Here is a 26454-nt window from a genome sequence, read left to right on the forward strand (position 1 = left end):
TGTGCGGCGGGCGTCGGCAGTTATTTGACTGGGGGATCGCTGTCGCGGGAGAAGTGCCGATGGGCAGCGATTGCTTTAATAAAGGCTGCCGCGATCTTCGCCGCATTGGCGCTTTTTGCCCTCAGGATACCCTCGTCTTCCTCTCGGGTTGGGTCAATTCCGGCCATTTCCAGCAGCTGTTGTCCGGCACCCAGGGCGAGAATCGTTTTGCAGTGCCTGAACTGGTCTTTGACAAACTCCACCGTATGTCCGTTAGCTGCGAGGGCTTGAACCGCCTCACTTCCGTCCGGAAGCACCAGGGCATCGAACAGGAATCCCGGAGCGTTCTCCATAGACTTGTCTGCTGCCAGTTTCTCGCCGGAGTCGCCAGCGAACATGCCCACCCGTGGCCCGACGAAGTGAACGACCGCACCCGCGCCGATCAACGCCCCATCAAGATCGACGAGCGAGGCGTGGTGCACACCCTCTTCGACCAGCACGGCTATTTGTCGGGTGCGGATACCGGTTTTTCCGGGCAGTGCCATTAACGACAGCGCCGGAGATGTGGTGACCTCGGGTGGCTGCGAATCGTTGGAGGCTTTCGGCATGGCAGCGGGTAGGTCTATGCCCAAACCGGTTGCGACTTCTGTCGCCAGTTCCACTGAAACGTTCACCAGCGAGGACACCATCCGCTCTCGTATGGCAGGCACGCCAACTTTGCTCAGCTCAAAGCGGAAGGCGGCGGCAATGTGAGCTTTTTCGACGTCTGTCTGACTGTTGTAGAACAGCGTGGCCTGTGCATAGTGCTCGGCGAACTTCTCCGGCTTGCCACGAACCTTATCTTCGGCATTGGCATCGGGGAAAGACACGAAGCCTGCAGTGCCGGCCTGAAAGGGACAGCCGCCCGCCAGTGAATTTGGCTCGTAGGCCACGCGACCGCGATTCAATGCCTGGCGATGCATGCCATCGCGCTGGTTGTTTTGCACCGGGGCGATAGGTGAGTTGATCGGGATTTCGTGGAAATTGGGGCCGCCGAGTCGAGTAATTTGCGTGTCCGTATAGGAATGAATGCGACCGGCGAGCAGGGGGTCATTGGAGAAGTCGATACCGGGTATGACGTGCGCGGTACAGAACGCGACCTGCTCGGTTTCCGCGAAGAAGTTGTCAGGATTGCGATTCAGTACCATGCGCCCGACGGGCGTAAGCGGTACCAGTTCCTCGGGTATTATCTTGGTTGAATCTAGCACATCAAAGCTGAACGCTTCGGCTTGCTCTTCCGTAAAAATCTGAAGTCCCAGTTCCCATTCCGGGAACTCGCCAGATTCGATGGCTTCCCACAAATCACGCCGATGATAATCTGGGTCTGCGCCGGAGATCTTCACAGCTTCGTCCCAGACCAGTGAATGAGTGCCTTGCAGTGGCTTCCAGTGGAACTTACAGAAGACGGATTCGCCCTGGTCATTAACCAGGCGGAAGGTATGCACACCAAAACCCTGCATCATCCGATAGCTGCGTGGTATGCCACGATCTGACATTACCCACATCAGCATATGGGTCGACTCTGGCATCAGGGAGACGAAATCCCAGAAAGTGTCGTGCGCAGATGCCGCTTGCGGCATGCCGTGATGCGGCTCGGGCTTGACGGCGTGAACCAGGTCGGGAAATTTCATCGCATCCTGGATGAAGAATACCGGGATATTGTTGCCGACCAGATCCCAGTTGCCTTCGTCGGTGTAGAACTTCACCGCGAAGCCACGGGCGTCGCGGGCGGTGTCTTTCGAGCCGCGTTCGCCGGCGACGGTGGAGAAGCGCGCGAATACCGGTGTAATTTTGCCTTTCTTGGCGAACGGGGCCGCACGAGTGACCTTGGTCATGGCGTCGTAGGCTTCGAAATAGCCGTGGGCTGCGGAGCCGCGGGCATGAACGATCCGCTCCGGGATGCGTTCGTGATCAAAATGCGTGATTTTTTCCCGAAGAATGAAATCTTCGAGTAACGAGGGCCCGCGCAATCCGGCTTTTAGCGTGTTCTGATTGTCGCCAATGGCAACACCTTGATTGGTGGTCAGCGGTTGATCGCTGGCATCGACGCGAACCCGATCGAGCGACGCGACGGTCGCGTTGGTGCCGGGCCGCGCTGCGCCTCCGGTCTTGCCGGTTCCGGTTTCCTCGGTCGCGGTGCTCGCGGTTAATCCATTCGAGGCCGGCTTGGCAGTCATCCCGGTTGGCGGTGCTACAGCGTTGTCATGACCGTGTTCGAGCTCTTTATTGCTGTTGTGGGGTATCGCAGCGACAAAGCCATCGCTGGCGCTGGCTTGCTCGGCGACTATGTCGTTGGTTCTGAGTACCCCGTCGTGGTTCTGCCTTCTGTCGTCTTGGTTTTTCACTTTTGGTGATCGCGCTGGTTTCTTATTCGATGGCATGATTCTTCTCCGAAGAGTTGAGGAATGTGGACAATCGAGATGTCGCTCGAACCGCCAGCCTTGGTAAATTCTCATACTGCTGGTGAGGGCTGTCTGTTCGATAGCGAACCGACGCGCCTGTTGCCGCCGGGCGAATCTAATTGGCACAGTCTCCAGAAATGACGTATTGGAAGTCGACGAAAACAGTGCTGACACAGTGCACGGCTAAAACCAGGAGGTGCCAGCTTGGGGAAGACAAACCGTGACAGGCCCAGTCCCCGTTGGACCATCCTTCGAATGGGTGAGATCACAGTGGCGATGGTTGCGGCGATAGCCGTTGGCCTGGGCGTAGGTCTGGCGGTATTAGCCGTGGATACTGAGTGGCTTTCGCCGCCACCGATTGAACTCGGCACCGTCGCTGGCGCGCGGGTTCTGTTGGGTTCGGTGATTGGTGGTCTGATCACGGTCGCAGTGTTTGGTCTGTGGATGCGCACCGTCGTGATTGGGCTTATGGCCGCGCACTTCTCGCCCCGAACGCTGCTCATCTTTCTGGACGATCGCTTCCAGCGAAATTTGCTTGCGTTCATGTCAGCGGGGGTGGTGGCCGTGCTGGTCATTCTGTTGAGAATGCCTGCGGATGAACAGGCGGCCGCTCCGCTGGTGAGTACGGTGCTGGTGGTGGTGATTGCACTTGCTGCCATGGCGGGCGTGTTGCTGGCCATGCAGCACGCGGCGCAGAGCCTGTCGCTGCCGGAGTTGGTCAGCCGCCTGGCTGAAGACGTCCTCAAGGTGCTTGATCGCCACCCGGAGGCGCGGATTGAACTCACTGAGGTGCCACCGCCGCTATCTGAGCCGAGGACGGTCCTGGCCCCGGGGACGGGCTGGATTGCCCGAATCGACATCCCCCGGATGCTCAGTGCGTTGCCTTCCGGAGGAATTGTCCACCTGCGGTGTCGGGTTGGTGAGTTTGTCACTCCTCGCCGCACTGTCGCGCTGGTTTCTTCCATAGAAGATGGCGCGGAGGTCGACTTCGATGGCTTAGCCAGGGCCTTCAATCTCGCCCGTACCCGAAGCCCTGATATGAACCTCGTGTTCGCCATCAGCCAACTGGTGGATGTCGGGACCTTTGCGCTGCAGGCGCGGGCCGACACCTCAACCGCTCACGAGGTCATGGTTCACCTTGAAGCCGTGCTCGAGGAAATTATTTGTCGGGGATTGCCGCGGCTGCACGATAAAGACAGCGATGGCCGCTGCATCTACGACGAGGTGGGCTGGGACGTAGCCGACGTGGTGCAGCTGTGCGTGGAACGCCTGCGGGATCAAGCCTCCCGAGATCCGGAAGCGGCCCGGCACTTAATGCACATGCTCCAACGGGTAAGTGAAGTCGCCGAAGAGTGTGGAGTGTTCACGGTTGTCTCTGAGGTCAAATGCCAGGTGGAAATGGTGCAGGCTCTGGCGAAAGCCAACGGCATGCTGCCTCATGACTATCAGCGGCTTGAGCGAGAGGCCGGTATTTCTTGACCCCTTAGGAGGCGCGATGGACCTGAAAAGTGGATATCCATTCTGGGCCGTAAAAAACGGCCTCATGTATGCCTTTCCGCAGCTTGAAGCCAACCTCAGTTGCGATGTGGTGGTGATGGGCGCTGGTATTACCGGCGCGCTGATTGCCAATGACTTGGCAAAACATGGTCACGATGTCGTTGTGCTTGATCAGCGTGACGTCTGCTGGGGCAGTACCTCGGCCAGCACCGCCTTGTTGCAGTATGAAATAGATACCCACGCAACGGACCTCGCCAGACGTTACAATCAGGCCTCAGCCCTGTTGGCCTATCAGTCCAGCTTGCGTGCGATCCGTGAGATCGAGGAAGTCGCGCACGACGTGGGCGATGTCGATTTTGCCACCTGCGAAAGTCTGTATTACGCCAGCAATCGCGCCGATCACTCCCGCCTGGCTGATGAATTCGCCTGGCGAGAGCAAAACGGATTTCCGGTGCGCTGGCTGAGCCGCGCCGCACTCAAGGACGAGTACGGCCTGTTTGCGCCCGCGGCTATTCTCAGTTCGGTGGCCGCCAGGGTTGATCCCTACCGGTTAGCCTCGAAACTGTTGCAAAGGATGCAGCAAAAGGGCGCGCACATATTCGATCGCACGCAGGTGACATCTTTCACCGCGACCGAGGGTTCGGTAAAGTTGACCACCGACAGTGGCATGTCGCTCACAGCCGGGCACCTGGTAATTGCCTGTGGCTACGAATCACAAAACTGGCTACGCCAGCGCGTCGCGAAGAATCTCAGCAGCTATGCATATATCAGCGATCCCGTTGATCCGGACCAGCTGCGCTGGTTGGCAGGCACGATGCTTTGGGAGTCTTCCCGACCCTACATTTATATGCGCACGACTGGAGATGGGCGGCTGTTGGTGGGAGGTGAAGATGACGACCTTGACATCCCGGCGCGTCGGGACCGATTGATTGACCGCAAGGCAGCGACGCTGCAGCGCAAGGTTGCCCGCTTGTTTCCTCATCTTCAGGCACCGCCAGCCTTCGCCTGGGGGGGCACCTTCGCTGAAACCAGCGATGGCCTGCCGCTGTTCGGCCCGCACAAGGAGCACGGGCCGCGCGTTCTGTTCGCGCTGGCTTACGGCGGTAACGGCATCACCTACAGCATGCTCGGCGCAGGACTGCTGCGCGCGCAAATAGAAGATCGCCCGCATTCACTCACCGGACTGTTTGCCTTTTCCCGGCTGGGGTAATTGTTTCCAGGAACACAATCTCTTACCAAATTACAACCGACATTGCCTGAGGCTGTCACTACTCTGTCGCGATGATTCGAGTCTTGATACCGCAGAAACGCCTCCTTCAGTCGGGGCACATCATCAAAGCGCTGATCGTGGCTGCTTGTCTGTCGCTGTCGCTTCCATTACACGGCGGCGACAGGGATGGCGGTTATCGGCTGCTTGAGCTGGACGGCTCCCTGGTGAAATGGGGCGAGCAGGCGTTAGGAGTTGGGGCGAGCATCAGCTATGCCTTCGCTGACGAGACGCTGCGCTTTGATGGCGCGCGTAACTGCCGCGATCTGGCGCCGATGAAGATGCTCTCGGGGCAGAATCTTTCATTCGAGACGTTGGTGCGAGAGACTGCTGCAGCGTTTGAAGTATGGGAGCGCGCTGCTGACCTGACATTCCATCAGGTTGCTGATGCCCGTGACGCGGATATCATTATTGGTGCACAAGGTTTGCCATACATGCGGGCATTTGCCAATGTGACCTATGTACCCGATGAAGAAGAGGGTATACGCACCATAAAGCAGTCTTTGGTATGTCTGAATCCCGAGCAGAAGTGGAAGGTCGGGTTCGACGGCGACGAGGATGTGTACGACATCCGCTATACGCTGATTCATGAGATTGGCCATGCTATTGGCCTGGACCATCCCGGGCCAGCCGGGCAGGTGATGGGTTTTCGCTACACCGAGGCTTTCCCCGAGCTTCAGCCCGGGGATTTGCGCGGTGTACGTCGACTATACGGGCGCGGAGCCAACGGCACGCAACTTGCCGATGGCCCCGGCACCCATACCCTCAAGTCACCGCTTTAACGTGACTCAGAAGTGGTAGCCCAAGCCCACGGTGTAGGCCCAGATTCCGTCGTCCTGAAACGCATCGGTGGCATCATCGGTGTCGCTGAACAGGAACTGATACTCGGCGCGTGCGAGGATAAAGGTTTTTGACCGCACGTAGTACTTTATGCCCGTTTCCAGGCCGGCAAAGGCGCTGTCCTTGACACCATCGCCATAGATTCCGCCGAGGCTGGCGCCGACAAAGGGCCGCGCACGATTGTCGAGAAAGTGATGATTAAGGTAACCACGGGTGGAGCCGTTCCAGAAATCATCGGTGACGCCTTCGCCTTCGATATCGGCGTAATTGATGCTTTGCCTGACACCGGCAACCATGTTGTCATTCAGATACCAGCCCAGATCGCCGCTAACGCCGAAGCTGCCGCTATTGAAGTCCCGGTCGTTACTGCCAGTCCCGGAGAGGGAGAATTCCCGTTCACCCTCAACTGGGCCGATATTTGAGGATTGTGCAGATGCTGCCATGGGCAGTGCACCGAGAAGACAGAGAGTGATTGCCGCTGTGTTGACTCTGTTCATAAGAAACTCCTTGCTTGCATTGCCTGATTGCGCCATGAATTCCTGACGCGGTCCGTGTCGCTGCGAATACCGAAGCAGTTAGCCAGCGCGAGAACACCCTTTCAGCATCGCTTCCTGATCATTTGCCGTCTGTACGTCACCGCACATAATATAATGTGCGTGGGGTACCCGAATTTCGACATCGTTGATCTAACGGTCAGCCTAAGGATGACGCCGATTTCCGTGCCGATTGACATTCAAATGACAGAAAAACAAGAGGGCCATGCGTTAGCTCAGTAGGCCAAGGCCCTGAACTTTGTTGTGATTTGGCTCATTAAGGCTAGGATTGTTATAGAACCTGGAGGAGGCAATTTAGCCGGATTTGCCGTTACTTTCTCACCGGAACGGCATCATGGAGGGCAACGCCTTGGCACAACGACGGGACGTCACCGTTTTTTACGATGAGCGGGTACTGGCTCATTATCCGGATAGCAACATGGAGTTTTTGCCCGGCCGCCTGGACAAGCGGGTTCGGGCCATATTGTCCGGGCTGAATGTGCAGTGGAAGTACCCTGAGCATCCTGGCCGAATGACGGCCATCATGGACTTACTGGCCCGAGAACCGATTCCCGGTGTGCGGATCGAGCCGGGTAAGGCGGCAACCCTGGATCAGTTGAGCCGGGTTCATACCACGTCCTTTCTGGACGATATCTTTTCCCTGAGAAATAAAAGTGCCTGGTTGGATGTGGATACCACGGCGGTTTCGCCAGGCAGTGTTGAAGCGGCCGAAGTGGCCGCTGGTACCGCAATTGCTGCGGTGGAGGCCGTGATAGAAGGGCGTACCGGCAGCGCGTTTGCAGTGGTGCGGCCGCCCGGTCATCATGCCGAGCCAGTGCGGGCAAGGGGGTTTTGCCTGTTCAACAATGTGGCAGTTGCTGCATCTCACGCACGGGATGAAATGGGCTGCAAGCGGGTGTTGATTGTGGACTGGGATGCGCATCATGGAAACGGCACCCAGGATATCTTCTGGGCCGATCCGGATACGGTTTTCTTTGATATCCACCGTGCCTCGCCGTTTTATCCGGGTAGTGGTTCATTAATGGACGTCGGCGCGGGCAGGGGTGAGGGCACCACCATTAACGTGCCGATGCCCGCCGGCGCGGGCGATGAGGCCTATCTGAAGGCCATGCGCGAAATTCTGGTGCCGGCTGCGGACTACTTCAAGCCAGATTTGGTGCTGGTCTCTGCCGGGTTTGATGCCCACTGGTTCGATCTGGCGTTGAATGTGACCTACGAAGGGTTTGCGGCCATGACCGGTATTGTCCAGCAAATTGCAGACAAGCACTGCAATGGCCAGCTGGTGATGGTTCTTGAGGGTGGCTACAACACCGAATCTCTGTCTCATGGGGTACACGCGGCACTGCAGGTGCTTGCCGGTGGCGTGCCGCCAGAGCCAAAGGTCTGCGGCATTGAGGCCGTGGAGGCCGCCATTGAATTTCACAAGGGTGCCTTTGACCCCGACAATCCGGATTAGCCAAAGTCCACCTCGACAAAGTGCTCCTGGCGGTCGTCGGTCAAGGGTATGCGGGTGTCGGGGCGCACGGTCCCGTCTACCGACACGCGGGTTACCTGCGCGGATGATTCGCCGGTGCGCTTCAGGGTGATGTGGTAGACCGTGTCACCAAAACGGTAGTGAATCTTGTAGCCCTCCCAGTCTGCGGGAACGCAGGGGGCAATTCGCAAGTGGTTCCCCTCCAGCTGCAGTCCCAGCAGTGTTTCCACAGTCAACCGGTACATCCAGCCGGCTGCGCCGGTGTACCAAGTCCAGCCGCCGCGGCCGGTATGCGGCGATACGCCGTAGATATCCGCGCACATGACGTAGGGCTCGACCTTATAGCGCTCGATGGCTTCAGAGCTGCTGCCATGATTAACGGGATTGAGCATGGCGAAGAATTCCCATGCCCGTTCGGTGTCGCCCAGCATGGCAAACGCCATGGTGGTCCAGATCGCGGCATGGGTGTATTGCCCGCCGTTCTCCCGCACACCGGGGATATAGCCCTTGATGTACCCGGGTTCCAGGTCTGATTTATCAAACGGTGGGTCGAGCAGCTGGATAATCTGCTTGTCGCGCCGCACCAGGCGTTGGTCCACCGCCATCATCGCCTGGCGAGCGCGCTGCGGGTCACCGCTTTTCGAGATAACTGACCAACTCTGACTGATCGAATCGATCTGGCACTCGTCGTTACTGCGTGAGCCCAGCGGAGTGCCGTCGTCAAACCAGGCTCGCCGATACCAGCCACCATCCCAGGCCTGAGCTTCGATGTTACTGCGCAGTTGTGCTGACTGGGCGCCGCACAAGGCGGCAAACTCCTGATCATTGCGGTCGCGGGCCAGCTCGGCAAACAGCTCAAGATTCTCGACCAGGAACCAGGCCAGCCACACGCTCTCGCCGCGGCCGTCCTTGCCGACGAGATTCATACCATCGTTCCAGTCGCCACAACCCATCAGCGGCAACTGATGGGGGCCGAAGCGCAAGCCGTACTTGAGGGCGCGCACACAGTGCTCGTACAGGCTGGCTGCCTCAGGAGAGCGTTGAGGCTGGTCATAGTAGGCCTCCTCTTCGGCATACAGCTCACGCCCTTCCAGGAAATGAATCGACTCATCGAGTACAGCGGTATCGCCGGTCGCCTTCACATACCGACAGGTAGCGTACGGTAGCCAGAGATAGTCGTCGGAAAAATGGGTGCGTACGCCCTGTCCATTGGGGGGATGCCACCAGTGCTGGACATCGCCCTTGAGAAACTGGCGGCCAGCGTGCCGGATCAATTGCTGGCGGGCTAGCCAGGGCGTGGTGTGGGTCAGCGCCATGGTGTCTTGCAGCTGGTCGCGGAAACCGTAGGCACCGCCGGACTGATAGTAGCCGCTGCGCCCCCACAGCCGGCAGGATAAGGTCTGGTATACCAGCCAGCCGTTGGCTAACACGTTCAGTGCTACATCCGGCGTGTCAACGTTGACCGCGCCCAGGGTGCGATTCCAGTGCTCCCATACCGCTTCGAGTACCTGCCGTGCACCGGCATGTCCGCCAAGTTGCTGGATATAATGCCGGGCCTGGTCAGCGTTATCAGCCGCCCCGAAGATGAACACGATTTCGCGTTCCTGACCGGCGTCGAGTTCGATCCGGGTCTGGATTGCGGCGCAGGGGTCAAGTCCGGCTCCGGTCCTGCCCGATAGCCGTTTGCGGCGCATTGCTGCCGGATTGGCGAGTGCGCCGTTGCGGCCAATGAACTCGGTGCGATTGCCACTGACCGACTGATTGCGTTCACTGGCCTGGGCGAACACCATACGGTTGGCGCATTCGCGACCGTAGGCATTGCGGGCGAACAGTGCGCCCGTGTGCAAATCTACCTCGGTAACGATGTGCATCAAATTGGCATGCCGCCATTCGCCGAGCACCAGCTCCCAGAATCCGGTGAGCGACAGGCTGCGGCCACGCTTCGACTGGTTGCGCAGCTTGACCACCACGAACTTGACCGGCGCATCCATAGCAACATAGGTGAACAATTCCGAGGCGATATCAGCTTCAACGTGTTCGAATACGCTGTAGCCGAAGCCATGTCGGCACACATAGCCGGAGCGGCCACGGGCGGGCAGCGGCGTTGGCGACCAGAATGCTCCGGTTTCTTCATCACGAATGTACAGTGCTTCGCCACTGCTGTCGGAGACGGGGTCGTTGTGCCAGGGGGTCAGGCGAAATTCGTGGGCGTTTTCTACCCAGGTGTAAGCGCTGCCACTCTCGCTGACGACGGTGCCGATGTGCGGGCTGGCGATCACGTTGGCCCAGGGTGCCGGGGTGGTTTGTCCGGGTTCCAGGGTAATGACGTATTCATGGCCGTCGGGCGTGAAACCGCCGAGGCCATTGCTGAAAATGCGCTCACGCGGCGCCAGCGGAACAGGCGGTTCGGCACCTGGCTGCTGCGAAGGCTCCAGCAGGTCCGATGCGCGTTTCGGCGACACTCGGCGATCTACCTGCTCGATCAGGGTTTCGGCGGTGTCGCTGAAGACGATGCGGGAAACGGTTTGCAGTAGCACGCGTTCGTCCTCGGAAAGCTCCTCGGCACGGCGCACGAAGATGCCGCCGGGCCTATCGATCACCTGTGCCTCAGGCCCGGCATTGACCAATCCCATGATCAGGTCCTGTAGTACCGCGCGATAGCCAGAAAAGCCCTCGTTGATGATCACCAGGTCTGCGGCCAGGCCCTTCATCCGCCAGTAGGCATGCGCCTGCATCACCTGTTTGACCAGACCGATGCGGTTAACATCGCCGATAAGCAACAGAACGATGGGCAGGTCGCCCGAGATGGCAAAACGCCACAACCCGGACTGACCCAATTGATTGCGGGCGATGATGCTCGGTGCCGCACGACGCAAAGCATTTCCGTAAATGACCGAGCTGGCCAGGCGGCCAAAAATCTGAGCGTCGGCTTCAGTCGCATTGAGGTGCCGCAGAACTTCCTGGCTCTGGAACCAGGCCATTTCGAAGGCCCGCTCGACAAAGTGTCGGTCGCAGTATTTCTCGATCAGGGCCAGTGCGGCGTCGCGGGTATCTGCCACCCCGGAAATGATCTGCACGCTCGCCGATTCATCGGGTGGCAAGGTCAGGGTGCTGCGAATTGCCACGATGGGGTCGAGCACCGCCCCCTGCGTGTTCGACAACAATGACGTGTCGCCCTTACTATCCAGCACCACCGGATTGGCCACGGTGCGGCCGCGTCCGATGAAACGGGCCCGGTCAGTCTCATAGGTCGGTTGGCAGGCTACCGAGCCCGGTGCTGCCAGAAGGTGAAACATCCAGGGCACCTGTTCACCCGGCGTGCGGGGGCGTCGGGTGCAAAGGATCGCTTGTTGTTCGGGAAGTATCTCGGTCTGGACAAACAGATTGCTGAACGAGCGGTGCGCCAGGTCGGCGGTCAGGGGCGCCAGCACCACTTCCGCAAAACTCGTTACTTCAATATGTCGGGCGCGCGATGACTGATTGGTGAGCGTGACCCGGCGGATTTCGACGTTGTCTTCCGGAGACACGCTGATCTCGGTGTGGGCTTCGATGGCGTGGTCGCGCCGTCGGTATTCCGCGCGAGCTTGCACGAAAATGGCTTCGTAGTAATCGGCCGGGCGCAGTGTCGGCTGGTGCGCCGTCGACCAGTAATCTCCGTTGTCGCGGTCGCGCAAATAAATGAATGTGCCCCAGTCATCCGACGTGGCGTCTTCGCGCCACCGGGTAATGGCAAGGTCTCGCCATCGGCTGGTCCCGCCACCGGCATGGGTCGCCATAACGTGATAATGGCCATTTGACAGCAGGTGAACTTCGGGGACTCGCGTATCAGGATCGGTAAATACGCGCATGATCGCGCCGACGTCTGCACTGGGTGGGCGCGCAGCGGCGCTGACTTCGGCTGCGTGTGGCTGCAGGGTATCACCCCTCTTCGGCACCCGCTCCTGCAGCAGTAACTCGGTCGCGCGCACCAGCGGATCAGACATGAAGCGCCGCTGCATCGGCTGGTCGAGCAAGACATGTGCAAACGCCAGCAGGCTCATGCCCTGATGGTGCGCCATGAAAGTTTCAACGATGGCGTTCAGTTTGCCCCGAGGTACGCGAGTGGGCGTGTAATCGATGGCTTCGTAAAAGCCATAGGCACCCAGAAAGCCCTGCTCGGCCAACGCCTGCAGATTGCGGCAGGCCTCCCGCGGCATCACCATCAGCGCCAGTGCACTGGCGTAGGGTGCGATCACGAGGTCGTCGCCCAGACCGCGCTTGAAGCCGAGGCCAGGCACTCCGAATGCACGGTACTGGTAAACCTGGTCGAAGTCCGTGGCGTTGTAGCAGGATTCGGAAATTCCCCAGGGTACCGCTCGTTGTCGGCCGTATTCGATTTGGCGCGACACGGCAGCCTTGCAGGTTTGCTCCAGCAGGGTGTTGGCGTAGCTTGGCATGATCAGCTGCGGCATCAGATATTCGAACATCGAGCCGCTCCACGATATCAGGCTGACGGCGCCGCCATGACTGGTCAGCAGACGGCCGAGCGCGAACCAGTGCTTTTGCGGTACCTGCCCCTGTGCGATCAGCAGAAAGCTGGCGAGCCGAGCCTCCGATGCCAGCAGATCGTAGCAAGCAGGATCGCGGCGTCGTTCACTGACGTCGTAGCCGATGTTCAGCAGACCGCTGCTGACATCGTAGAGAAATTCGAAATCCATTTCCGCCATATGGCGGCAACGATCCATTAGCTCGTCGATGAGGTCGAGTTGTGATTGAGCGCCTGCGCTCTGCATGCCAGCCAGCTCCACCCGGGTCGGCAGCCCACTGCCTTGCCAGGACTCGGGCACTAGAAATCTGAGTTCGTCGCGAAGGGCGTGCATTTGGTGATCGAACGCCTTAGCCCAATACACTCGTTCCTCATCGGCGTCGCCATTCACTGGCAGCGAAGCCAGCAGTGCGCCGCCGGTGTGAGCGATCTTGTCCAATGCCTGATAAGCAGCCGCCAGCGTCTGGGGTGGACCTTCCAGCGTGAGCGCGCGCAGGGTGTCTTGCAGCACGCGGATGTTTTCCGTCCGCTCGGGGACTGGGAAACCGGGAAGCTGTTCAGCCAACACCTGCAGGGTATCTTGCAGGCCTTGCAGTGCGTTGGCCGAAAGCACCGGCTGGCTTTTTAGCTCGGCCAATCCGGCCTGCAGAGTGAGCAGGCTACCGGCCAGGTTCCCGCTGTCCACCGACGAGACGTATTGCGGGGGCAAAGGTTGCAGCGTTCGGGTATCGTACCAGTTAAAAAGATGACCGCGGTATCGTTCCAGCTTTTCCATTGTGGTGAGCGTGTTATTGATGCGTTGCAGGCATTCCCCCACCGTGAGATAGCCAAAATCAACCGCAGCGAGATCGGCCAGCAGCGACATGCCGATGTTGGTGGGCGAGGTTCGCGAGGCGATGGTTGGTGCAGGATAGGTCTGGAAATTGTCGGGCGGCAGCCAGTTGTCATCCGAGCCGACGAAGTCTGCAAAATAGCGCCAGGTGCGGCGGGCCGAAATCCGCAGGAAAGCCTGTTGGTCGACGCTCAACCCCGGGCTGGGGTCAACCAGCGGACGGCTGATCCACCAGCCGATGGCAGGTGCCACCAACCACAACACCAGGAAAGGGGCCGCGATGAGCCACACCGCGGATTGGCTGCCTGCTGCAACAAAAGCCGCGCTCAGCGCTAAGGCGAGAGCCGGCGCGATCCACATTTCCCGGAAATAGTCAGCTAGCGATCGGCTTGCGTTGCGGCGCGCGTAGCCGGGCAGTTGCCATAGCAACAGGCCGCGCTGGGTGAATGGCAAGCGCGCGCCCGAGCGCAGAATTGCCCCCAGGCTGATGCGCGTGTCGTAGGGCAAAAAAGCCAGGGCCAGGAGTGCGAGTGTGATTGGACGGCCCGCGGATGTCCCGGTTCGGTTCAGGTGCACCAGCCAGTCGCATTGTTCAGGTTTGCGAATCAGCTCGATCAAGGTAGACAGCAGCGTAGGCAAGAATAGCACCGATACCACCAGCAGGGTCCACGCCCATATGGGCTCTGGGCTGGCAAACCATCCCCCAATCAGTAGGGCAAGCAGTGCCGGCGCCACCAGACTGCGCCGAAGATTGTCGAAAATCTTCCACAGCGACAGCGCTGACAGCGGATTTCTCTGCCGCCTGGATTGGGCTCCGTCCACGCCGGGTGGCCCCGGCACACGCGGCATTAACCAGCCAGCAAGCTGCCAGTCGCCGCGTATCCAGCGATGGCGACGGCTGGATTCAATGGCGATGCTGGCCGGCTGTTCCTCGATGAGGTCGACGTCGGTCACCAGGGCTGAGCGCGCGTAGCCACTTTCCAACAGGTCGTGGCTTAGGATGAGGTTCTCCGGAAAGCGTCCGTCCACGGCCTGACGAAACGCATCGACGTCGTAGATGCCCTTGCCAATGAACGAGCCTTCCCCGAACACATCCTGATAGACATCCGACACTTCTCGCGTGTAGGGGTCAAGACCTGCGTCACCCGCGAACAGCTTGGCAAAGCGCGACTGGCCGGCACTGGTCAGACTGATTGAGGCGCGTGGTTGGAGTATGGCGTAGCCGTCGACGATGCGGCCTTTGACGGCGTCGTAGACCGGCCGGTTGAGTGGATGTGCAAGGTTGCCGACCAAGGCACGTGCCGCATCGCGTGGCAGTTGGGTATCGGTATCCAGAGTAATGACGTACCGGATCGAACCCAGGATGGATTGGTCGCCGACGATGCTTGAAAAAGCCGATTGTGCTTCGCCCCTGAGCAAGGCGTTGAACTGCTCAAGTTTGCCGCGCTTGCGCTCATAGCCCATCCATACCCGTTCAACGTGATTCCATAGCCGCGGTCGGTGAAAAAGGTAAAAGATGCAGGCGCGATCGTCCTGATAGGTTTTGTTGAGCGCTTCAATCTCAGACCGCGTGTAGGCGAGTAAGGCGGCGTCATCGGGCAGCGTTTGTTCGGGTGCGTCGTGAAAGTCTGTCAGCAGGGCAAGGTAGAGATTGGGGTCGCGATTGCCGAGATAACGTATCTCCAGGGCTTCGAGCAGTTGATCGATTTCCTGCCGACTGCCCAGCAGGGTGGGTATAATCACCATGCTCCGGTGTTCGTCGGGGATGCCGTGTGAAAAATCCAGTCGTGGCAACGCACGTGGAGGCAGCAACAGGGTGACTGTCAGGTTGACCAGCGCAACAGCCAGCGCCGAGAGCCCGACCATGCCGGCGAGCCCAAAAAACCAGGAGCGCCAGTTATACGCAGCGAATCCATCAAGCAGATAAAGCATGCCTGCTGTTGTGAGCAGCGTTAGTAACAGAATTGGCCCGAGATACAGGTGCAGGCGGGCAGGGCGGCTTACCCGCTTTACACGGACTTTCAATGACGGGCGACAGCCGACTGCTTGTTCCAGACACGGCCTGCCTCGATCAATCAGGTAGTAGCCGACATGTGCGCTGCGGTCGTGCCGGCCCCGTTTTACGGCTGCCGCCTGAGCGAGAACAATGGCTTCGCGTGCTACTGCAATCTCGCCACAGGCACTGCCGCGCGCCACGTCCTCAATACCATGCCGGTAGTGATCACGGGTGGCGAAATCCTGACCGGCATAGGTGTCTGACGGATCCTCGCACAAGATCTTCTCGACAACACTGAGCGATTCGACGTAGTGCTTCCAGTCCATGGCGCCGATAAAACGCAGGCTGCCGATGCTGTTAGCGATGGAAATCTGGTTGGCGGCATCGGTGCGACCGGCGGCTTCCGACAACTTGGTTGCCGTTACACCCTGTTCGAGCAGTTTTTGCTCAACCCAGGTTTGTACGAAGGCCATAGACGGCCCTTGCGCCTGAAGCCGGTCATAGAACTCCTCTACAAACGGTGCGGTCAGTGGCACATCGGCGTGGGCAAACTCGGCCAGCAACTGAATCAACTGTTTTGGATCGCTTTCGGCGGTGGCAAGCATGCGGTCTGCCCACCGTATGGCTGCATCGCGTTCTTCGCGCCGTTGGGCGATACGTACACCCACGCGGCGCAAGTTTTCCAACAGCGCCAGCTGCAGCATGATGGGGAAAGCCCACAATTCACCCAGTTTCAGAGGTTCCACCGTCTGGTAGGCGGCGACGAACTGGGTCACGTTGTCGCTGTCGACGCGGCCGTCCATATGGGAGATTAACGCCAGCGCGAGATCGTAGATGCGAGGGAAACCGGCCGAGCTGCCATCAGCCAGGCGCGGCAACTGCCGGCTGTAGCCGCGCGGAAGATGTCGACGTGCCAGGCTGATCTGCTGCTCGATCAGGTAAAAGTTATCGAGCAGCCAGGCTTCGGTCGGTACGATCCGCTGTCCCGTTGTCGCGGCCGCCGTGACAACGTCATAGGCCGCCAGCAGCACACGGGCATTGTCTGCCAGGCGTGGCAATAGCTTGTCCGGCTTTTGGCGCGTGTCGATTTGGTGACGGTCCGCAAGGGTGAGCGCGTGGCGCTTAAGTTGCTCAATGCTGAACAGCTCTGCGCGCAACAACTCGGTGTCCCGGTCATGGCGCAGTTCATTCCGTGTCCGTGCCGAAAACCTGAATGCTTTGATGGCAATTGCTCCTTGCTAACCCGCAAACAGTACTGATCTTCATACCGGCAAGCGGAGCTGTCTGTGCGATACCGAACGTTCACTAAGTTAGACACCGCACCGACCCGGCCTCAGTCTTTCCCTATTCTGGCTTCGTGCCTGTTGTCTATCTGAGTTCAGGGCAACAGGCAGCACCCGAACGGAATACTCATCTGGAGATAAGCTCATGAACAAGAATCCTGCCAAAGGTAATTCAAATGAAGAAACCAGAAAATCCAAGGAGGATGCCGACAAGAAGACCGATGAGGAAAATACGAAAAACAAGGATAAAGCCGGCAAAAGCGGTGACAAGGATGGCACCGTGTTAGGAGAGATCAATGACGACTAATCGAACCTTGGCCCTCGTCTTGTTGGTGGTGGGCGCCATCCTGCTTTTCTTTGCTTATCAGGCATCCCAAAGCTTGGGTGATCAGGTGACCGAAGCCGTTACGGGTCGCTTTACCGACTCCACCACCTGGTTTCTGATCCTTGGCGCGACTGCTGCCGTGGCGGGTGTCGGGCTGTTGTTGTTCGGTAAGTCTGCGCGCAGATAACTCCGGAACCCGCAATGCCGGACGATATACAGGAACCGCGGGATACTGGGGCCAAGGTTGCCGGTTCGCAACCGGAGCCCTTCCGTCTGGTCAAGCGATTGTTCAACATGGTTGATCTTCGCTTGTTTCGCCACACCGCGGTTCTGCTGCCCCCATTTTCTGGCCAAAGTAATGTTGCTGCTCGCCTTGAGCAATGGCAACGCACCCAGCCCATATCGAAACAACATCTGCCTGCTCGATAATGACCCGGGATTTAATACCATCACTTGCGACTGCAGCCGTTGAGACCTGCCGTTATTGGTGTATAAACTGAGTCTTGTCCAGATTCTTTTGATTAACGGAGCAGTTGATGAGCGACCCTACCTATACCCCACCTAAAGTGTGGACGTGGAACCCGGAAAGCGGTAACAAGTTTGCCAGTATCAACCGCCCGGTTGCCGGCCCCACCCACGACAAGGAGCTCCCGGTCGGTGAGCATCCGTTCCAGCTGTATTCTCTGGCTACGCCCAATGGGGTGAAGGCCACGATCCTGTTTGAAGAATTGTTAGAGCTGGGCATCCGGGAAGCGGAATACGACGCCTGGCTGATCGACATCATGAACGGTGATCAGTTCGGCAGCGGCTTTGTTAACGTGAACCCTAACTCCAAAATCCCGGCCATGCTGGACCGCAGTGTGGACCCGGGGGTCCGGGTGTTCGAGTCGGGCTCGATTCTCCTGTATCTGGCTGAGAAGTTCGGCGAGTTTCTGCCGAGCGAACCCGCCAAGCGAGCGGAAACCCTGAACTGGCTGTTCTGGCAGATGGGGAGTGCGCCATTCCTGGGCGGTGGCTTCGGTCACTTCTTTGCTTATGCGCCGGAAAAATATGAGTACCCGATCAATCGCTATGCCATGGAAGTGAAGCGGCAGCTGGATGTTCTGAATCGTCAGTTGGCCGATAACCGCTACATTGCCGGTGACGACTACACTATTGCCGACATGGCGATCTGGCCTTGGTATGGGGCGCTGGTCAAAAACATGGTGTACGAGGCTGCTGAATTCCTCGAAGCTCACAGCTACACGAATGTGCTGCGTTGGACGGATGAGCTTGCCCAGCGCCCTGCAGTCAAGCGCGGTCGGATGGTGAACAAAGCCTGGGGTGATCTGTCGTCCCAGTTGCATGAGCGCCATGATGCCAGTGATTTTGATATACGCACCCAGGACAAGCTGGAAGACAGCAACTAAGGAGCACTAATGGCGGTACCTGCGGCGTTAACCGAGGGCCAGATCTACCACCGCTGCCCGATGGACAAGCTGGATTTTGAGACGACGGCAGCCCTGGCAGACCTGGAACTTCCGTTTGGACAGGATCGCATGCTCAGGGCCCTGGAGTTTGGCGCCAGCATACAAGCCAGTGGTTTCAATCTGTTTGTGCTGGGGCCGTCCGGCGCCGGCAAGCATAAGCTGGTAAAGCAGTTTCTGGCCAATCATGCCGCAGGAAAGCCGGTGCCGTCGGACTGGTGCCACGTGTTTAACTTTCAGCAGTCGGACAAGCCCGAGGCGATCAGGCTTCCACCGGGTGAGGGCCAGGCGCTGAAGAGTGACATGAGCGGTTTGGCCAATGAGCTGAAAACCGCCATTCCGGCCACCTTTGAAAGCGAGGAATATCAGGCTCGTATCCAGGAGTTGCAGGAAGAGGTCACCCGGCGCCAGCAAAAAGGTTTGTCCGCGATCCAGGAGGAAGCCAGCGCCAACAACATAGCAATGCTGACCACTCCCGCCGGTTTTACCTTTGCACCCATGCGCAACGGTGAGGTGATTGAGCCGGAGGAGTACAAAAAGTTCTCCGATAAAGAAAAAGAACTGGTCGAATCCAAGGTGGAGGATCTCCAGAAAGAGCTCCAGCAGGCCATTCAGCAGGTGCCGCGCCTTCGCAAAGAAGTGCGCGAGCGAATCCATGAACTCAACGAAGAAATGGTGCAGCTTACGCTCGGCGGCCCCATCGGTGAATTGCGTGAAAAGTGGTCTCATTTGCCAGCCGTGGTCGCCTATCTCGATGCTGTGCGCGAGGATGTGGTTGAGCACGCCGAAGCCTTTCAGGACAATGAGAACGGCGCACCGGCCGGGCTGCTGAACCGGTATCGGGTTAACTTGTTGGTGGATAACGCCGACACTCGGGGCGCCCCGGTGGTTTATGAAGACCTTCCTAACCACCAGCACCTGACCGGGCAAATCGAGCACCGGGCGCACCAGGGCAATTTGTACACCGATTTCACCCTGATCCGCGCTGGTTCATTGCATCGTGCCAACGGCGGCTACCTGATTCTGGACGCCCGCCGTATTCTGACCCAGCCGATGGCCTGGGAGAGCCTGAAACGTATTCTGTTCTCCGGCAAAATCCGGATTGAATCCCTGGAGAGGCTGTATGGCCTGGCCACCACTGTCAGTCAGCAGCCGGAGCCCATTCCCCTGAATGTGAAAGTGGTCCTGCTCGGCGACCGGATGCTGTATTACCTGCTATCCCATTACGATCCGGACTTCCTCGATCTGTTCAAGGTTGAGGCGGATTTCGAGGATGATCTGGACCGGGACGACAAAAGCTATCAATTGTATGCCCGGATGATTGCCACCATGGCCCGGTCATCCGCTGTCAAAGCTCTGGATCGCGCTGCTGTTGCCAGGCTGATCGAGCATGCCAGCCGGCTGGCCAGTGATCAGAAAAAACTGACCGCCCACGACCGAGTGCTCAAAGATCTGCTCGCCGAGGCAGACCATTGGGCCACTGCGTCGGGCAGTGAGCGCATCGAGACCTGTCACATCCAGCAAGCCATTGATGAAAGGGAGTATCGCGCCAGTCGAATCCGTGAGCGCAGCCTGGATCAGATTCGCCGGGGCGTAATGATGATTGCCACCGACGGGGAGCAGGCAGGCCAGGTGAACGGCCTGTCGGTTCTGCAGATTGGTGCCACCCGATTCGGCCAACCTACCCGCATCACGGCGACTGCGCGGCCCGGCAAGGGCCAGGTGGTGGATATTGAGCGCGAGGCAAAACTGGGCGGGCCGATTCACGGCAAGGCAGTGATGATTCTGTCCCGGTTTCTGGCCAGCCGTTACGCGCCCATGGGCGAGCTATCGCTGTCTGCCAGCCTGGCGTTCGAGCAGTCCTATGGCGGCGTGGAGGGGGATTCTGCCTCCGTCGCAGAAACCTGCGTTTTGTTATCCGCCATCACCGGCGTTCCGTTGAAGCAATCGCTGGCGGTGACCGGGTCGATGAACCAGCTCGGCGAAGTCCAGGCAGTCGGTGGTGTTAATGAAAAAATTGAAGGCTTCTTCAATGTCTGCAAACAGGCCGGAGGCGTCAACGGCCAGGGCGCCTTGCTACCAGCCAGCAACGTTGAACACCTGATGCTCAATGAAGAAGTTCGAGGCGCGGTGCGGCAGGGGCGTTTCGCCATCTATCCGATCACCCGGATTGACCAGGCCATTGAACTGATGACCGGTATGGTGGCTGGTGAGCGAGGTGCGGATGGCAACTTCCCGGAGAACAGCTTCAACCGGCGGGTGGCGGAGCGGCTGGCGGAGTTTACAGAGATCGGCAAAAAGAGGGATGCCGACCAGGGCAACGGCAACGGAGACAAAAATGGCGACAGCAACGTTAACGGCTGACGGCCAGCAGCCCGTGAAGGGTTCTGGCCGCGTGCTGATTTTGTTGGATGGATCAGGCCCAAGCCTGGCAGCCCTGCAAGCCGCTGCGGAAATTGCCGTTACCCGCAATGCCGAAGTGCTTGGTATCTTTGTGGAGGAAGTCAATCTGTTGCGCAGCGCCGGCTATGGCTTTGCCCGCGAGGTCGGTGGCAGCTCCGGACTGGTCCGGCCGCTGCAAATCGATGTTCTGGAGTCAAGGACGCGGATGTTGGCCGAGCAGGCCCGGTGTTCTCTGGAACAGGTTATGACGAGCCACGGTCTTGTTCAGGCGCTGAAACTTTGTCGTGGCCGGGTGGTGGAAGAAGTACTGAACCTGGTGGGCCCAGAGGATCTGGTGGTCATGGGCCGGGTGGGTTGGTCCGGTATTCCCGGTGCCAGGCTCGGCTCCACTGCCCGGGTTCTGGTGCGTCAGGCGCCGGGGGATGTGCTGTTATGGTCGGAGCCCCACCCGCGCAGGCAGAATCGTGTGGTAATATTGTTGAACCACGATCAGGGCGCCAATCACCGGGCTGTCCAAGTGGGCGCGGCATTGGCCCGTAACAACCACCAACCGTTGACGGTGCTGATCCGAGCGGATGCCAGCGGGGATCAAGCCGTCACTGGAGGTTTATTGGCTTACCTCCAGGGTGAAGGTGTTGGGGCGGCAAAAGTAAGATGGTTGCCGATGGGCAGTGCGGAGTCGGTGGTAAGAGTCATACGGGAAGAGGGCGCTACCCAGTTGGTGGTGAGCCGGCAATCCAGTTTGTTGGCTGAGCAGGGCGCGGACGTCCTGCTGATAGAGACAAATCTTCCCGTTACCGTAACCTCCTGACACTCCCTGGGTGTTCAGGCGATCTTCCGGTTGTTGGCCTTGTTGAGCACGTCGATAATCTCGTCCGTACCCAGGGTTTCGTGTTTCATCACGGCTTTGGCCAGCGCCTCCAGTTCTTTCCTGTGTTCTTTCAGAAAACTGACGGTAAAGGATTCCAGGTCCAACAGCTGGGACTGAATTTCCGAATCAATCATCTCCGCCAGTTTTTCGCTGTACTCCCTGGGCGCCCCCATTTCCCGGCCCAGAAAGACGTGTTCCTCACCGATGCCGAGCCCGAGCGGGCCAACTTTCTCGCTCATGCCCCATTGGCCGATCATCCGGCGCAGCAGTTTGGTGGCTTCTTTCAGATCGTTCTGGGCCCCGGTGCTGACTTCGCCGTAGATGATTTTCTCGGCTGAGCGACCGCCCAACATCACTTTGATGCGATCCCGCAAATAGCTTTCGGTGTAGTTGAATTTGTCCTCTCGTGGCGTCTGCTCCGTTACGCCCATGGCCATGCCGTGGGGAATGATGGTGATCTTGGTCAGGGGGTCGGCTTTGGGCATGTAATAGGCCATCAGGGCATGACCACATTCGTGATAAGCCACCACTTCCCGTTCTTCCGGGGTGAGCTGGGAGTCCCGTACTTCGCCCAGAATCAGCCGGTCTCGTGCCAGTTCAAAGCAATGCGCGTTGACCACTTCCAGGTTCTCCCGGGCAGCAGTCAGGGCGGCTTCGTTCACCAGGTTTTTCAGGTCGGCACCGGAGAAGCCGGTGGTGCGCGCGGCCAGTTGCATGAGATCGACATCGCCAGCCAAGGGTACCTTGCGTACGTGAACCTTCAGGATGGCTTCACGGGCATCTTTGTGTGGTCGGTCCAGAGTGATCTTGCGATCAAACCGGCCGGGGCGGAGCAGGGCACTGTCCAGCACGTCCGGGCGATTGGTGGCGGCCAGTACCAGAATATTCTCGTAAGATTCAAAGCCGTCCATCTCAGTAAGAATCTGGTTCAGGGTCTGTTCACGTTCATCGTGGCCGCCACCGAGACCGGCGCCCCGGGAGCGGCCGATGGCATCGAGTTCATCGATAAAAATCAGTGCCGGAGCTTCCTTGCGGGCATTCTGGAACATGTCCCGAACCCGTGCCGCGCCAACGCCCACAAACATCTCGATGAATTCCGAGGCGCTGATGCTGAAAAACGGCACTTCCGCCTCGCCGGCAATGGCTCTGGCCAGCAAGGTTTTACCGGTGCCGGGCGGGCCAACCAGCAGTACACCCTTGGGCATGACGGCGCCCAGTCGGCGATACTTTTCCGGGGATTTCAGAAAGTCGATAATCTCGGCTATATCGCGTTTGGCGGATTCGATGCCAGCGACGTCGTTCAGGGTTGTCGTGGAGGTTTCCTTGCGAGCGCGGCGGGCCCGGGATTTTGCGTAGTCAAAGGCCCCACCACCCTGGGTCATGCGCTTCTGGGCGGCGCCCCAGAACCAGAACATCAGTGCCAGTAACAAAATCCAGGGCACGAAGCCGAGAATCAGATCCTGCCACCAGGGCCGCCCCGAGGGAGCACCTCGAATAACGACGTTCTGCTGTTCCAGTAACGAGAGCAGTTCCGGGTCGTCTACCGGTGGCCGCAACGCCAGAAAAGCGCTGGTGGTGCGCCCGGTGTTTGAGCTGAACCGGGCCGAACCGGATTCAGTGAACTGTCCCCGGATCTCTTCGTTACGCAGCGTTACCTCTGAAATCTGGCCACTGAGCACCGCTTCCTTAAATTCTGAATAGGCCAGCTCCTGTTGCTGAGGGCGCTCGCTGTCCTGTAGCCAGAGAAACATCAGGAAAATGGCTGCGCTGAGCCACAAAAAGGAATACTGGTTTGGTATGGCCGGTTGCGGGCTTTGGTCTTTGTCTTGTTTCTCAGGTTCCATGACGTCTGTCCTGTTACGTTAGTAGCCCATAGCCGATGAAGTGCTGCGCCGCGGGTCTGCGCCCCCGTAGAGCGTTCCGTCTCCTTCAATCATAATACTCTGAATGGCGCCCATGGCATTGCTGGGGGTCACTTTGTGGCCTTTGGACTGCAGCAAGCCGATGGTGTCCGGGCTGATGCCCTGTTCAATACGGATCTCATCCGGCCACCATTGGTGATGGATTCTGGGCGCGCTCACAGCGGTCTGGATGTTCATATTGTGGTCGATCACATTCATCACCACTTGCAGGGTGGTGGTAATGATGCGCGAGCCGCCGGGGCTGCCGGTGACCAGATAATTACGGCCATCCTTGCGTACAATGGTGGGCGACATGGAGCTGAGCATGCGCTTACCGGGCTCGATCTTGTTGGCCTCGCCACCTATCAGGCCATAGGCATTGGGCTCGCCGGGTTTGGCGCTGAAATCGTCCATTTCGTTATTGAGTAGAAAGCCGGCGCCGGCGACGGTGATGCCGGAGCCGTAACTGAAGTTGATGGTGTAGGTGTTGGATACTGCATTGCCCCAACGATCGACTACCGAGAAATGGGTGGTTTCCGGACTTTCCCAGGCGGCGGGTTGGCCGGGTTTGATCTCTTCTGCAGGGCGCGTCTTATCCGGGGTGATGGTTTTGCGCAGTTCGGCGGCGTAGTCCTTGCTGGTCAGGCCAGTCAGGGGTACCTCCACGAAATCGGTGTCGCCCAGATATTCGGACCGGTCGGCGTAGGCCAGTTTCATGGCTTCGGCCATGGAGTGAATGGTCGCTGCAGAATTGTGGCCCATCTCCCCGATAGGGAAACCTTCGAGAATGTTCAGTATCTGAACAATGTGGGTGCCGCCGGAAGAGGGCGGTGACATGGAAAAAATATCGAAACCGCGGTAAGTGCCGTGTATCGGCTGGCGGATTGCTGGTTGGTAGTTCTTCAGGTCAGCCAGAGTGATCAGGCCGTCATGGCGCTGCATCTCATCGACGATCAGGCGGGCGGTTTCGCCTTCGTAAAAGCCTTCAATGCCCCTGTCGGCAATACGCTGCAGGGTGGCGGCCAGCTCCGGCTGTTTGAACACTTCACCGGGCTGCGGCGCGGAACCGTCCTCTTTATAGAAGGTGGCTTTGGTGGCTGGCCAGCGTTGCAATCGCTCCCTGGCCTGCTCCAGCCCCTCGGTGAAGCGCTGTGGTATGGCGAAACCGTCTTGCGCCAGGCGAATGGCCGGCGCCAGAGCGTCTTTCAGGGTGAGGGTGCCGTGGAGCTCCAGTGCCAGAGCCAGTCCGGCCACGGTGCCCGGGACACCGGCGGCCTGATGGCTGAACCGGCTGCGCTCGTTAACAACATTGCCGGCGTTATCCTGAAACAGGGTTTCCGTGGCGGCAGCCGGTGCCGTTTCCCGGTAATCAATGGCTTCCGGGGTGTTGCCGTCGCCAGGGGAGTACAGCAGAAAGCCACCGCCTCCAATATTACCGGACCGGGGTTGGGTGACCGCCAGCGCAAAGCCCGCCGTGACCGCAGCATCGATGGCGTTGCCGCCATTTTTCAGAACCTGCAGGGCGACCTCGCTGGCCAGGGTGTGACTGGTGGCGACCATGCCCTGGCTGCCCTGCACGGGGTGGAAACGCTCGCCCTCAAGAATGGCCGGGTTGCTGGCATGAGCGGTAACCGTCAGGAATGATGCCAGTAGGGCGGCTATCAGGCCCCACGGGCGCCTTGGCGGGATTTTTGTCCGGGGGCTGTAGATGACTCTGTCTAACATCGGATTCCTCGTGTCTGGTTGCCAGATAGGCTATCATAGCCGGTCATTTTTACCGGTGCTTACCGACATTCCACCGCAGGCTGGCATTTGTGGTTTCCCGTAGCACCCGCTTTCCCGGATTCTAGTAAAGGAATGGCTTAATGGAGCATACCTATCGTCTTGTTATTTCCTGCCCGGATCGGGTAGGGATTGTTGCCAAGGTGAGTAATTTTCTGTCCACCTATAATGGCTGGATTACTGAGGCGAGCCACCATTCAGACACCCAGTCTGGCTGGTTTTTCATGCGGCATGAGATCAAGGCCGAGTCGATTCCGTTCGGGCTGGACCAGTTCCGGGCCGCTTTTGAGCCGATTGCCCGCGAATTCAACATGAGCTGGCACATTGCCGACTCCGCCCGCCCGAAGCGGGTGGTGCTGTTGTGCAGCAAGGAATCCCACTGTCTGGCTGACCTGCTGCACCGGTGGCACAGTAAAGAGCTGAACGCCGAAATGGTGGCGGTAATCTCCAACCACGACGATCTGCGCCGGATGGTGGAGTGGCACGACATTCCCTACCACCATATCCCGGTGAGCAAGGAAAACAAGACCGAAGCCTTTGGCCAGATCGAAGATTTGCTGACGCAGTATGACGTGGACATTGTGGTGCTGGCGCGCTACATGCAGATTTTGCCGGCTGAATTGTGCGAAAAATACGCAGGCAAGGTGATCAATATTCACCACAGTTTCTTGCCATCGTTCGCTGGTGCCCGGCCGTATCACCAGGCCTACAGCCGCGGTGTCAAGCTGATCGGCGCCACCTGCCACTACGTGACTCAGGACCTCGACGAAGGCCCGATCATCGAGCAGGATGTGATTCGCATCAGCCACAGCGACTCCATTGAAGACATGGTTCGCCTGGGCAAAGACGTGGAAAAGAACGTGTTGGCGCGGGGGCTTCGGTCTCACGTTGAAGATCGCGTGATTACTTACGAAAACAAGACCGTAGTGTTTGATTAACGTGTCGCGACAGCTGCCCCGGGCCGGTTTGGACTGTGGTATGCTTGGCGGCTTGTTAATGAATAAAGACGGGGCCCGAA

15 protein-coding genes are annotated in these 26454 nt (G+C 58.8%); 10 read left to right on the forward strand and 5 right to left on the reverse strand.

Features of this window, described 5'->3' with window-relative positions; translation table 11 throughout:
• Positions 1 to 20: 20 nt before the first annotated feature.
• Entirely contained in the window at positions 21 to 2195 is a 2175-nt protein-coding gene (locus C7H08_RS04320) for a catalase (RefSeq protein ID WP_106670710.1), read from the reverse strand.
• 480 nt (positions 2196 to 2675) lie between these two features.
• Between C7H08_RS04320 and C7H08_RS04325 the strand changes: the two genes are divergently transcribed.
• The 3 genes from C7H08_RS04325 (at position 2676) to C7H08_RS04335 (ending at position 5966) form a co-directional block, all read left to right on the forward strand.
• Positions 2676 to 3899, forward strand: a complete 1224-nt coding sequence (locus C7H08_RS04325; protein ID WP_207768286.1) for a DUF2254 family protein — start codon at positions 2676 to 2678, stop codon at positions 3897 to 3899.
• Positions 3900 to 3915: 16 nt separating this feature from the next.
• Positions 3916 to 5127 carry an NAD(P)/FAD-dependent oxidoreductase gene (locus C7H08_RS04330; RefSeq protein ID WP_106670547.1) on the forward strand — a complete coding sequence of 404 codons (1212 nt, stop codon included), beginning with the start codon at positions 3916 to 3918 and terminating at the stop codon, positions 5125 to 5127.
• A gap of 83 nt (positions 5128 to 5210) precedes the next feature.
• On the forward strand, positions 5211 to 5966 hold the full coding sequence (locus C7H08_RS04335) for a matrixin family metalloprotease (RefSeq protein ID WP_207768287.1): 756 nt from the start codon (positions 5211 to 5213) through the stop codon (positions 5964 to 5966).
• A gap of 6 nt (positions 5967 to 5972) precedes the next feature.
• On the opposite strand, the gene C7H08_RS04340 is transcribed toward C7H08_RS04335, so the two are convergent.
• Positions 5973 to 6521 (reverse strand): outer membrane beta-barrel protein, encoded by a 549-nt coding sequence (locus C7H08_RS04340; protein ID WP_165793928.1) that lies wholly within the window; start codon positions 6519 to 6521, stop codon positions 5973 to 5975.
• Positions 6522 to 6912: 391 nt separating this feature from the next.
• Here C7H08_RS04340 and C7H08_RS04345 point away from each other — a divergent pair, with 391 nt between their 5' ends.
• Complete coding sequence (locus C7H08_RS04345) at positions 6913 to 8034, forward strand: histone deacetylase family protein (RefSeq protein ID WP_106670548.1); 1122 nt, start codon at positions 6913 to 6915, stop codon at positions 8032 to 8034.
• On the opposite strand, the gene C7H08_RS04350 is transcribed toward C7H08_RS04345, so the two are convergent.
• Positions 8031 to 16565, reverse strand: a complete 8535-nt coding sequence (locus C7H08_RS04350; RefSeq protein ID WP_106670549.1) for a glycoside hydrolase family 94 protein — start codon at positions 16563 to 16565, stop codon at positions 8031 to 8033. The two genes, C7H08_RS04345 and C7H08_RS04350, sit on opposite strands and share 4 nt — an antisense overlap.
• A gap of 268 nt (positions 16566 to 16833) precedes the next feature.
• Here C7H08_RS04350 and C7H08_RS18155 point away from each other — a divergent pair, with 268 nt between their 5' ends.
• The 5 genes from C7H08_RS18155 (at position 16834) to C7H08_RS04375 (ending at position 21693) form a co-directional block, all read left to right on the forward strand.
• Positions 16834 to 16995, forward strand: a complete 162-nt coding sequence (locus C7H08_RS18155; RefSeq protein WP_165793929.1) for a hypothetical protein — start codon at positions 16834 to 16836, stop codon at positions 16993 to 16995.
• Positions 16985 to 17200 carry a DUF3185 family protein gene (locus tag C7H08_RS04355; RefSeq protein WP_106670550.1) on the forward strand — a complete coding sequence of 72 codons (216 nt, stop codon included), beginning with the start codon at positions 16985 to 16987 and terminating at the stop codon, positions 17198 to 17200. Before C7H08_RS18155 ends, C7H08_RS04355 begins: the two co-directional genes overlap by 11 nt.
• 349 nt (positions 17201 to 17549) lie before the next feature.
• A complete protein-coding gene (gene yghU / locus C7H08_RS04365) occupies positions 17550 to 18422 on the forward strand; it encodes a glutathione-dependent disulfide-bond oxidoreductase (protein WP_106670552.1) in 873 nt (290 codons plus the stop codon).
• Positions 18423 to 18431: 9 nt separating this feature from the next.
• Complete coding sequence (locus tag C7H08_RS04370) at positions 18432 to 20843, forward strand: Lon protease family protein (protein WP_106670553.1); 2412 nt, start codon at positions 18432 to 18434, stop codon at positions 20841 to 20843.
• Positions 20818 to 21693, forward strand: a complete 876-nt coding sequence (locus C7H08_RS04375; RefSeq protein WP_106670554.1) for a universal stress protein — start codon at positions 20818 to 20820, stop codon at positions 21691 to 21693. Before C7H08_RS04370 ends, C7H08_RS04375 begins: the two co-directional genes overlap by 26 nt.
• A 14-nt stretch (positions 21694 to 21707) precedes the next feature.
• Here the strand turns inward: C7H08_RS04375 and ftsH are convergent, their stop codons facing one another.
• Both ftsH and ggt read right to left on the reverse strand, forming a co-directional pair.
• The gene (gene ftsH, locus C7H08_RS04380; protein WP_106670555.1) at positions 21708 to 23597 is read right to left on the reverse strand and encodes an ATP-dependent zinc metalloprotease FtsH; all 1890 of its coding nucleotides are present in this window, start codon (positions 23595 to 23597) and stop codon (positions 21708 to 21710) included.
• Between the two features lie 18 nt (positions 23598 to 23615).
• Positions 23616 to 25379 (reverse strand): gamma-glutamyltransferase, encoded by a 1764-nt coding sequence (gene ggt, locus C7H08_RS04385; protein WP_106670556.1) that lies wholly within the window; start codon positions 25377 to 25379, stop codon positions 23616 to 23618.
• 140 nt (positions 25380 to 25519) lie between these two features.
• On the opposite strand from ggt, the gene purU reads away from it, so the two are divergent.
• Complete coding sequence (gene purU, locus C7H08_RS04390; protein WP_106670557.1) at positions 25520 to 26374, forward strand: formyltetrahydrofolate deformylase; 855 nt, start codon at positions 25520 to 25522, stop codon at positions 26372 to 26374.
• The last annotated feature ends 80 nt before the right edge of the window (positions 26375 to 26454 follow it).

The sequence above is a fragment of the Marinobacter halophilus genome, from assembly GCF_003007685.1.
Taxonomy (GTDB): domain Bacteria; phylum Pseudomonadota; class Gammaproteobacteria; order Pseudomonadales; family Oleiphilaceae; genus Marinobacter; species Marinobacter halophilus.